We start from the raw sequence: 10,642 nt of genomic DNA, 5'->3' as shown, positions 1-10,642 counted from the left end.
TTATAAGACTGTTTACTTTTATTGCGTTAATGGCAGGCTCTGTTATGTATTTAAGTTACAAATTTATTTACATACCTCTTAAAGCCGAATCCCTGTACAAACGTGGTTATGAACGTATCCCCGCAGGAGAGTACCAACGGGCAAATGAATTATTCCATGACGCCTTTACTCTGCATCGCAAGAAAAAATGGTTTTACGCCTACGCCGAAGCATTCAGGGATCAACGCCGCTATATGCTTGCGGAAAATAAATACGATGAGCTTTTAAGATATTACCCGCGGGACAAAAAAGGCGTTTTGGATTATGCGGCTCTTGACACATATTATTTAATGAATTACGACAAGGCAAATAGGCTTTTACAGCGGGAACTCCTTGATTACGCTCCCAATGATTACGACGGACTTCTTGCCGCAGGAGACAACTTTCTTGATTGGGCTGATTCCAACCCTGCAAAATTCTATGATAGATACGAAGACGCGCGTTTCTCTTACGCCAGACTCATTGAGAAATACGGATGGCAACCGCCAATCATTGAAAGAATGCTAAAGTATTTTATCCGCACGGACAATTTAAAAGAGACGCTTCAATTAAGAGTCTGGTTTGAAAACGATCCAAAGAAACGAAAACTTTCTACCCCAACTCTCGCCGAGCTTGGTGGCTATCTGTTGGATAAACAACTAGAAAAAACGCCGGGAACCGTACCCGATCCGTACATTGAAAGCATAGAAAGCGTAAGGGATATGCTGTTAAAAGCAGTCATGCAAGATCCGTATCTGCCCGAATCGCACTATCATCTTGCCCGCTATTATCATAATCTTGGCAATACTCATGAAGAACGACTAACTTTGGAAAACGCTATCCGCGCCTTTGACCTTGCTAAACAGGAGTCTATAAAACGCCGCCTTTATCGGGTTGATACTCATTATCGTTACGCGAATCTGCTTATCAACAACAAAGAATTCTTCCCCGCTGACGAACAGGCGGTAAGAGGCATAGAGCTGTTTGAAGATTTCATGAACAGGAATTTGATTCCCCCTTCTTCCCAACTTGGTCAATTATACGCTCTGCGCGGAGACCTTGAGTATTTTGTAAAATCGGGCAACATGGAAGCCGCCATATCCAACTACAAAAAAGCCGAAACATACGGCTATGCTCCGCCCGAAGTTCAGTATCGTATGGGAGCCGCTTATTATCAGCAAGAAGACTGGAGAAATGCCCTTGATTATCTGTTTAGGGCTTCAAAAGAATTGCCCTTAAATCGACGTTTGCTCTTTGCCATGGGAAATGCCGCCTATCAGCGCGGCGACTACTTTGCGGCTCAAGGCTACTACAACCGCCTGCTTGATATTTTGGAAGTCCAGCGCGTAAGACTGCCCGTACTATTGCCGAATGACAGCGTCCAATTCCTTGAGACAGGAGAACGTCTTATGATGGCGAGGAATAACGCCGGAGTTGTAAACGAGGCTCTCGCAAGACAAACAGGTAACCGCGATTACCGCTCCAAGGCTATGGTTTTATACGCCGAATCTTCTCGCGCATGGGACGCTATTACTCGTAACCCCGAATCAATGACAAGAAGCCGTATGACAGAGAGCTCTGGAGCGCCAAGCATCAATCTTGGCTACTTGAACGCAAATAACGCCCTACGCCCAACCAGCGGATACAGACCGCAAATCTTTGTCCGTATTGATAAAGACGCCCTTGAACCCTCACGCTGGGAAGAATTAGCCCCATTGGGCGGGTTATAGAGGTATTTTTCGCCGAAAAATTGTACAAAATTTCGCATTTTAAAATAAAAAAAATGTTGACGAGTTTCGCTGTTTATGCTAAAATGTGCTATACCAGTTTGGTATACATCTAATTCTTACCTTTTGGATAAAAGCTATGCAGTATTTTGATACTCACGCCCATTTGGGGCTTATAGTTGATGACCCCATTGAGCAGTTAATAGTCATACAGGAAGCCCGTCAAGCTTCCGTCGCCAGAATTGTCTCAATTTGCAACAGTCTTCATGACTTTGGTCAGGTTTATGAAAATCTTAAATCGGCGGCAAATGTCTATCATGCCGTAGGGGTCAGCCCGTCCGAGGTTCAAAACCCGGGCAAGGACTGGCTTCAACATATTGAACAAAGCGTTCAATATGAACGTGTTGTCGCCATTGGTGAAATCGGTCTTGATTATTACCGAAAATTCGGCGACAAGAAGTCTCAGATAGAGCTTTTTATTACCCAGCTCGACCTTGCGGCAAAGCTCGGTAAGCCCGTAATAATTCACAACCGCGACGCGGGACACGATGTCTTAGATATTCTCCGAGACCGTCTGCCTCCGAAAGGCGGGGTGCTTCACTGCTATTCCGAAGATGCCGCTTATGCCGAGAAAGCTCTGGAGCTTAATTTATATTTCTCTTTTGCGGGAAATCTTACATACAAGAACGCCAAAAATCTGCACGAGACGCTTTCCGTTCTGCCCACAGACCGTATATTGATTGAATCGGAAGCTCCGTTCATGGTTCCGGCGGATTATCGCGGCAAAAGAAATATGCCCAAGTATATGCCGCTAACCGCTCGTTTCATGGCAAATATGCTCGACATGGACGAAGAGGAGCTTGCCGCTCAACTCTGGGAAAACTCGAATAAATTTTTCGGCTTGCCGAATGAATAGCGGAAACACGAACCAATACGAACAAGAGAAGAAGAATTCTACCACGAACCAACACGAACCACACGAACAGTGGGGAGAAGTTAGAAAACCAGCGTAAGCTACATTGATTAGCGTTAGAGAGAGCGAGAAATTTAAAATGAGTTTATATCGTCCTGTAAAAATTGGAGCACTTGAATTGACGGGGAATCTCTTTCTTGCGCCTGTGGCTGGTTACACTGACCGGGCGTTTCGCTCCATTTGCGCTGAGGAGGGGGCGGATTTCTCTTTTACGGAGCTTGTTTCTGCCGAAGCGTTGTACCGTAATTTTGGAAGGTATGGGTTGGGTGCAGAGACGGAAGCGTCTTCAGGTAACACTGCCGCTATCAATTTGGTTCGGCGTGGAGAGAAAGAAAAACGCTATGCTATACAATTATTCGGCGCGGAGAGCGAATCTATCTACAAGGCGGCTACTCTGCTTGCGCCACTAAAACCGGACGCTGTGGACATTAACGCAGGCTGTCCTGTTCCAAAAGTTGTAAAAAATGGCGCAGGATCGGCATTGATGAAAAACCCGTCCGTCATTGGCAAAGTAGTGGAAGCGGCAGTTCGCGCTTCGCGTGAAAGTTTAGGCTCTGTTCCTGTAACAATAAAAATACGTTCAGGGTGGGACAGTAAATCGCTAAACTACGCCGAATGTGCAAGGATTGCAGTTGAAGCCGGAGCGGCAATGGTTACTCTACACCCTCGCACACGGGCACAAAATTACGGCGGCAAAAGCGATTGGTCGCACATAGCAGATTTAGTTTCCCGACTGCCAGTTCCTGTTACAGGTTCAGGCGATCTTTACACGCCGGAAGACGCACAAAAAATGCTCAAAGAAACAGGCTGTGCGGCGATAATGTTCGCAAGGGGTGCACAGGGCAATCCGTTTATTTTTTCGCAAACTCGTTCATTATTGGAAACAGGCTCATGGGAGCAGGCTTCAGTTTCAGTGCGGATAGCCGCCGCCATGCGTCACTTGGAAATGCTTGCCGTTGACATAGGAGAGAGAACTGCCTGTCTTGAAATGCGAAAACAATTTTGCGCTTACACAAAAGGTGTTGTCGGCGGAGCGGCTCTACGCGAAAAAGCCGTCCACGCCGAAACGATTGAGGAATATCGGCGGATTATCTATGGATAAATGTCAGTCCACATGGGAAGGGTACGAGTCTTTTTTGTATATTTTTTACTGTGAAGGGCTGTAAAACCGTTTTTCTCGTAAAATAGGGGAAGATTTTTATCATATTCAATATCTGCGTCTACCGTAAGAATACGACAGGCGATAAGACGTTCATTGCATTGGTCGGCAATGCTTCGTGAAAAATCAATCATAAGACTACCAAGTCGGCAATAGGTATCACTAAAATTTTCAGCAACAGCAAGTTTGGCTATTTTAATAGCCGGTAAAGTTTCGAAAAATATATCAGGGAGCAAAAGCTTTGCTTTTTCTTCGTCTTGCAAAGTAACAGCGTCGGCAATAAGAGAAATATATGCGGCGATGGCGCGGCTTTCAATTTCAACAAGTACAAAGGTATTCGAGATATGATTTTCCTGATGTTTCAACGCGTCTTGTTTAAGAAAAAGCGTATACTCATTGGTATTATCACCATTAAAATCCATAATATGGTGAACAGGGGTAAGCTTTTCAATAGTAAAGAAACTACTGAAGTTTTCGGGCGTAATGAGGATCATTTAAGAGCCGAAACAACTGCGGAGATGTTTCATTCGTGTAATTTGATTTTCGGTGGGAGAAGTAAGGGCGGTCTGCCACATTTTTTTCCAGTCTGCCGGGTCTTCCACAATTGTGGCACGGACAGGTTTTATTTTATTACCCTTACTTTTTTGCATTTTAATCGCCATAATTATCTCTTAATAATATAATAACCGAAAAAAGACATCTATGCAAGTAGCAGATTACATCGGTTGACCTTATTTGATTCTATCTTTATTCTTATGTAAAGATGAATATTATTAAACGACCGTTTCGGTATGTTAACTTTAATGCGGTGTATTGGCTCATAGGTATCAATTTTCTCATTTTTGCAATGACGCGATTTTTTGGGGCGGAATTTCGGTATTTTCTTGTTACAAGATTATCGATGATTCCGGCTATGGTTATGCATGGCTGGGTTTGGACTTTTGTTACTTATATGTTCATGCACGGCGGCTTTAGCCATATCATTTTTAATATGTTGGGGCTTTTTATTTTTGGAATCCATGTCGAAAGGCAAATGGGCAGTAAGGAATTTTTGCTCTACTATTTTGTTACAGGCGTTTTAGCGGGAGTTTTTTCTTTTCTGGTTTATTATTATACAGGCAATTATATAGTCGCCCTTATGGGGGCGTCCGGCGCTCTGTTCGCCGTTGAACTTGCGTACGCTGTATTTTTTCCCGATTCAATTCTTTATATTTGGGGAATACTTCCACTGCGTGCCCCTGTGATGGTTTTGGGGTTTACCGCTCTGGAATTGTTTTTTTCGATAACCGGACGCAATAGCGGTGTCGCTCATCTTACTCATCTTGCCGGCTTCGGCATCGGCTGGCTTTATTTTCAAATTCGCTTTGGAGTAAATCCCTGGCGGCGGCTTACGGGGCGGTAAAAATGAAAAAAGTCGGCATACTTTTTGGCGGTAAATCCGCTGAACATGAAATCTCTCTGTTGTCCGCAAAAAATGTATATGAGGCGATTGACAGGACAAAGTTCGAGCCTGTCTTAATCGGGATAGATAAATCTGGGCGCTGGCTTATAAACGACGCGGAAAAATTTTTACTTAACTCCGATAATCCCGCTCTTGTAAAAATTAATCCAAACGGCAAAATTGTTTCTTTGCGCCCCGAAAGCAACGGAATGTTTGCCGCCGAAGGAGCGGGTAATTTTAATATTGACGTAGTATTCCCCATTTTGCACGGACCTTTTGGCGAAGACGGAACAGTACAGGGTTTCTTAAAATTAGCGGATATTCCTTTTGTTGGTCCGTCGGTTCTTGGCTCCGCCGTCGGCATGGACAAAGATGTAATGAAACGGCTTTTTCGAGAAGCTGGTATCCCCATTGGAAAATTTCTCACGATTAAGAGTCACGAAAAAATACCGTCTTTTGCGGAAATAAAAAACGAATTGGGCGTTCCCTTTTTTATCAAACCGGCTAACATGGGTTCTTCTGTCGGTATCAGCAAGGTGCATAACGAAGCGGAATTAGCCGCCGCATTAAAGGACGCTTTTTTGTACGACACAAAAATCGTCATAGAGGAATTTATTCAAGGCAGAGAGATTGAGTGCGCTGTTCTTGGAAATGAAGAACCCGTTGCGTCCGTACCCGGCGAAATTATTCCCTCTCACGAATTTTATTCTTACGACGCAAAGTATCTTGATGAAAAAGGAGCCGCTCTTGAAATCCCCGCAAAACTTGACGATGCTACAAAAAAGCGGATTCAAGAACTTGCCGTAAAAGTTTTTCAAGTGCTTTGCTGTGAAGGGCTTTCACGAGTAGATTTCTTTTTGAAAAAAGATAGGTCTGCTTCGCAGCCTTGGTCTGCTTCGCAGCCCAGCGAAATAATAGTCAACGAAATTAACACAATGCCCGGTTTTACAAAGATAAGTATGTACCCCAAAATGTGGGAAGCAAGCGGAATAGGTTACTCAGAACTTATCACCCGTTTAATTGAATTGGCAGTCAGCCGTTTTGAAAAAGAGCGGAAGTTAAAAACCAGCGTAAATTAATTTGGAGGATAATATGAAAAAAATATTTATCTTTGTTTTTTCAGTCGTGATGATTTTTAATCTGTCGGCTAAAGAACATAATTTTTCTATCGGTATGGATTTTGGCTCGTTGAATGGGCAAGCGCAAGAAATCGTATATATGAATACAATATCGGATAACAAATTAAGCGAATTACTTTGGAATTTTAAAACTCTCAACTACATTGGGCTAGATTTAAAATATTCATGGTTAAAACCGGGAAATATATTAGGGTTTTTTGTAAATGGTTCATTCAAGATTGCGGTTTCAGATGGAGCCGACATAATGGAAGATAAAGATTGGTTATCTTATGAATTGACAGGTTTAAATCGTCCGAATTGGTTAACAAATTATTCTGTTCATGATAGTAAAGTAGATTCTGCGAACCTAATAGATTTAAATTTAGGAATGTCATTTTTAATTTATCAAAAATTTTTACTAAGGTCGTATATTTCTTATCATAATATGTATTTTTCATGGAGTGCGCGCGGCGGTTCTTTATTATACCCCAAATTGGATCTTGACGGAGACGGTGTTATAGATTGGGATCATTCATATTTATCGAGCCTTATTAAGGTTATAAGTTATGAACAAACTTGGCACATTTTTTCTCCGGCAATTTCGTTTTATGGAGAATTTAACCGTTATTTTGATATTGAACTTGCGTTTGAAATAACGCCGTTCATATGGTGCGTTGCTGTAGATGAACATATCCTGCGTGATTTAGTAATTACCGATAGTTTAAAAGGAGGGACTTTCATAGAACCAAGCATTCTTTTTTCTTATAAACCTTCGGAGCATTTTATTTTATCTTTTTCATTCGCATATAGAGAAATAAAAGATTCTCGCGGCGACGCAAAATACAAATATACTGGACAGACGGCTTCTATCGAGAAGAATTTAAGTGGAGCGGGTTATACAGCAACTGATATTGGCATTATCGCTAAGTATAAATTTTAATAGCCATTATTCCGGTTTTAATCCCGGCACATCAAACTCCGACGGGATTTTTGTAGGAGCGCCTTTTGAATCTACAAACGCCCATGTAACTTTCGCCTCGATTAATAAATCTTCGCCCCGCCAAATTTCCTGCGCGATAGTGCCGCTTACCGCTCCTTGTTTTACAGGACGCGATTTAATAATCAATGTATCATCGGTAAATGCTGGTTTTTTGTAATCTATTTCTATTCGGGCAATGTAAAGCCCGTAACCGGCTTTGGTCGCCTTAACAAAGTCAAAACCAATATCTTTAAGAAATTCATAACGCGCGTATTCAAGATAATTCAAGTAGTTTGCGTTATTCACATGGTTGTAGCCATCGCATTCATAGCTTCTTACTTTTAAAGAACATTCAGTATTCATAATTCAATTATATTGATCGCGCGGTACTTTGAAAAGTCCCATATTATCTGTATTATAAAGTATGTTCAATTATTGCCCGTCGTGCGCTTCAAAAAAAATTACCTTTAATGAGGGGAAGTTTTTCCGCTGTCCCGACTGCGGTCTTGTTTATTACCACAATGTCGCCGCCGCTACCGGCTGTATTATCATTGTGCCGGACGGAGAAACAGAGCGGCTTATTTTTCTTGTTCGCGGCAAAGAGCCGGGTATCGGAAAACTGGATCTTCCCGGCGGCTTTGTCGATCCCGGCGAAGGCGTTCTGGACGGACTCTACCGCGAGTTACGGGAAGAAATTAATTGGACGCCGCCTGTTCCAAACGGCGCGAAATTAGCCGACATTTTTAAATTATTTGCGTCTTTTTCCAATGTGTACAAATACAAGGGCATAGATTACAACACATGCGATATGTACTTTTCGCTCCGCGCCCCCGCTCTTAAACCCGAAGACCTGCGCCGACAGGAGTCTGAAATCACGGATATTTTATTCTTAAAACCCGATGAAATTGACTTTTCCCGATTCGCTTTTCCTTCCACTGTAAAAGCTGTAAAAACTTATCTTAATGTCCTTGACTAAAATCGACATAAGTTATCAAATTACATTATGTATCATGGAAATATGCCAGCAAGTTCTTCTCTCCCAGGTGAATACCGCAAAACGGCTGAAAGACTATTTTTAAAAGACGGTTTTTCCAAAGGGCAAAAACCAGATATAAAAGCCGCCGGAGAATTTGCAAAGTCGCTTGGCATCGGTGTTGAGTATCAGCGCTTGCTTGCGCTTGAGACAAACAGCGGAGAATTAAAAACCTTTCTGGAGCAGTTTCAAAATAATTTAGCTTTGTTAATAAAAAAAACATGGGTGGAAGAAGCCGATGAAAACCGCAAAGGAAAATTACAGGACGATATTCCGTTGTTTATGAAAATTGTAGAGCAAACGGATTACATAAAAGCGATAGATGATTTTAGCATGATTCTTGATGAATTGGCTTATCTTTTTTTCGGCGCTCAAAGCGAAAAAGAAGATTTTGCCGAGTACACCTTCCGCATTGACGCGCAAATGGGGCTTTTCTGGTGGTACGGAAGCAAACTTACTTTATTAAAAGAGTTGAAAAATAAAAACATTGATCAGAATGACAAATGTTTATGGGCGGTTTTACTTCTGGGTCTATGTTATCTGACAAATTTTTAAAAGGGAAAATATGATTAACGAAAATAACGCCGAAACAAAACCGGATTCCTTGGGAACGGATTTTATCAGCGAATTTATTAAAGAAGATTTAGCGGCAAAAAAATACAGTTATGTGCATACGCGCTTTCCGCCGGAACCAAACGGCTGGCTACACATCGGTCACTGCAAGGCGTTTTATATCGACTTTAGCATGGCGGAGCGTTTCGGCGGAAAATGCAACTTGCGCTTTGATGACACAAACCCCGAAAAAGAAGACATCTCTTACGTTGAGGCAATCAAGCGCGATATTAAATGGATGGGCTACGATTGGGAAGACCGAGAATATTACGCTTCAGATTATTACGAGTACCTGTATGAGCTTGCGATAAAAATTATCAAAAAAGGAAAAGCGTACGTTGATGATTTAACCGATACCGAAATGAGCGAGTACAGAGGGACGGCGGTCGCCGATAAAAATAATATCACCATAACGCCGCCGGGCAGAAACAGTCCTTACAGAGATCGTTCCGTTGAGGAAAATCTTGACCTCTTTGCGAAAATGCGCGCGGGCGAATACCCCGACGGAGCAAAAACCCTGCGGGCAAAAATTGACATGACTCATCCTAATCTGTTGCTGCGTGATCCTGTCATGTATCGAATACGCCGTGAAACCCATTACCGCACAGGCAATTCATGGTGTATCTATCCAATGTACGATTTTCAACATCCGCTTTCCGACGCTAAAGAGGGAGTCACTCACTCTCTCTGCTCTCTTGAATACGAAATCCACCGCCCCTTGTACGAATGGTTTATCCAAGAGGCGGAAGTTTTTCCTTCTCGTCAGATTGAATTTGCCCGTCTTAATTTGAGCCATACCGTTATGAGCAAACGCTGGCTTTTGAAACTTGTGCAGGAAAAATATGTTTCAGGTTGGGACGATCCAAGAATGCCGACAATAGCCGGTCTTCGCCGTCGAGGTTACACTCCCGAAGCTATCCGCAGTTTTGTTTCGCAAATTGGCATCGCAAAAACAGATAGCATGGTAGACATCGCCTTTCTTGAATACTGCCTGCGCGAAGACTTAAACAAACGCGCTCTGCGTGTAATGGCAGTTCTGCGCCCTCTCAAGCTAATCATAGAAAATTGGGACGAAAGCAAAACCGAGGAATTGGAAGCGGTAAATAACCCAGAAGATGAGGGCGCGGGAAAACGCCTAGTGCCATTCTCCCGCGAATTATGGATTGAGCGTGAAGATTTTGAAGAAGTCCCGCCGCCCAAATATTTCCGTCTTTTCCCGGGAAACTCAGTACGCCTGCGTTATGCGTACATTGTTACTTGTACAGGCTTTGACAAAGACGCAAACGGCAATATTACAGCCGTGCGTTGCACTTACGACCCGCAGACTCGCGGCGGTAACGCTCAAGACAACAAAAAAGTAAAAGGGACAATACATTGGGTATCCGCAAAACATTCAGTTCCTATACAGGCTCGTATTTACGATTATCTTTTCGGCGTAGAAAAGCCTATGGAAGTCCCTGCCCGTCCCGACGGCTCTCCCGGCGAATTTACCGATAATTTAAATCCCAATTCGCTGGAAATAATTGAAAATGCGCAGGCTGAACCTTCGCTTGCAAGCGTCCCGCCGGGCAAAGTTTTCCAA

12 protein-coding genes are annotated in these 10,642 nt (G+C 42.9%); 9 read left to right on the top strand and 3 right to left on the bottom strand.

Annotated elements, in window-relative coordinates; all coding sequences use genetic code 11:
• The 3 genes from flcA to dusB form a co-directional block, all read left to right on the top strand.
• The coding region (flcA, locus tag ACYVTD_RS07105; protein ID WP_461247079.1) for a periplasmic flagellar collar protein FlcA at positions 1 to 1,748 on the top strand (1,748 nt) is incomplete at its 5' end.
• A 136-nt stretch (positions 1,749 to 1,884) separates the two neighbouring features.
• The gene (locus ACYVTD_RS07100; protein WP_461247078.1) at positions 1,885 to 2,661 is read left to right on the top strand and encodes a TatD family hydrolase; all 777 of its coding nucleotides are present in this window, start codon (positions 1,885 to 1,887) and stop codon (positions 2,659 to 2,661) included.
• Positions 2,662 to 2,797: 136 nt separating this feature from the next.
• On the top strand, positions 2,798 to 3,820 hold the full coding sequence (dusB, locus tag ACYVTD_RS07095; protein WP_461247077.1) for a tRNA dihydrouridine synthase DusB: 1,023 nt from the start codon (positions 2,798 to 2,800) through the stop codon (positions 3,818 to 3,820).
• On the opposite strand, the gene ACYVTD_RS07090 is transcribed toward dusB, so the two are convergent.
• Positions 3,811 to 4,371, bottom strand: coding sequence for a hypothetical protein (locus ACYVTD_RS07090; RefSeq protein WP_461247076.1), 561 nt, complete (start codon positions 4,369 to 4,371; stop codon positions 3,811 to 3,813). The two genes, dusB and ACYVTD_RS07090, sit on opposite strands and share 10 nt — an antisense overlap.
• Positions 4,372 to 4,527, bottom strand: coding sequence for a hypothetical protein (locus tag ACYVTD_RS07085; RefSeq protein WP_461247075.1), 156 nt, complete (start codon positions 4,525 to 4,527; stop codon positions 4,372 to 4,374).
• A gap of 197 nt (positions 4,528 to 4,724) precedes the next feature.
• Between ACYVTD_RS07085 and ACYVTD_RS07080 the strand changes: the two genes are divergently transcribed.
• From ACYVTD_RS07080 to ACYVTD_RS07070, 3 genes are read left to right on the top strand one after another with little or no spacing between them, the layout of a single operon-like run.
• Positions 4,725 to 5,279 (top strand): rhomboid family intramembrane serine protease, encoded by a 555-nt coding sequence (locus tag ACYVTD_RS07080; RefSeq protein ID WP_461247074.1) that lies wholly within the window; start codon positions 4,725 to 4,727, stop codon positions 5,277 to 5,279.
• A 2-nt stretch (positions 5,280 to 5,281) separates the two neighbouring features.
• Entirely contained in the window at positions 5,282 to 6,397 is a 1,116-nt protein-coding gene (ddlA, locus tag ACYVTD_RS07075; protein ID WP_461247073.1) for a D-alanine--D-alanine ligase, read from the top strand.
• Positions 6,398 to 6,410: 13 nt separating this feature from the next.
• Positions 6,411 to 7,376 (top strand): omptin family outer membrane protease, encoded by a 966-nt coding sequence (locus ACYVTD_RS07070; protein ID WP_461247072.1) that lies wholly within the window; start codon positions 6,411 to 6,413, stop codon positions 7,374 to 7,376.
• A gap of 6 nt (positions 7,377 to 7,382) precedes the next feature.
• On the opposite strand, the gene ACYVTD_RS07065 is transcribed toward ACYVTD_RS07070, so the two are convergent.
• Positions 7,383 to 7,778 carry an acyl-CoA thioesterase gene (locus ACYVTD_RS07065; protein ID WP_461247071.1) on the bottom strand — a complete coding sequence of 132 codons (396 nt, stop codon included), beginning with the start codon at positions 7,776 to 7,778 and terminating at the stop codon, positions 7,383 to 7,385.
• A 61-nt stretch (positions 7,779 to 7,839) separates the two neighbouring features.
• Here ACYVTD_RS07065 and ACYVTD_RS07060 point away from each other — a divergent pair, with 61 nt between their 5' ends.
• The 3 genes from ACYVTD_RS07060 to ACYVTD_RS07050 all read left to right on the top strand — a co-directional run.
• On the top strand, positions 7,840 to 8,391 hold the full coding sequence (locus ACYVTD_RS07060) for an NUDIX hydrolase (RefSeq protein WP_461247070.1): 552 nt from the start codon (positions 7,840 to 7,842) through the stop codon (positions 8,389 to 8,391).
• 42 nt (positions 8,392 to 8,433) lie between these two features.
• On the top strand, positions 8,434 to 9,003 hold the full coding sequence (locus ACYVTD_RS07055; protein WP_461247069.1) for a hypothetical protein: 570 nt from the start codon (positions 8,434 to 8,436) through the stop codon (positions 9,001 to 9,003).
• Between the two features lie 10 nt (positions 9,004 to 9,013).
• Positions 9,014 to 10,642 (top strand): glutamine--tRNA ligase/YqeY domain fusion protein (locus tag ACYVTD_RS07050; protein ID WP_461247068.1); only part of this gene is annotated, 1,629 nt, incomplete at its 3' end.

The organism is Treponema sp. R6D11 (assembly GCF_054786075.1).
Note: the sequence above shows the minus strand (reverse complement) of the source record. Positions and strands in the feature narration are given on the sequence as shown.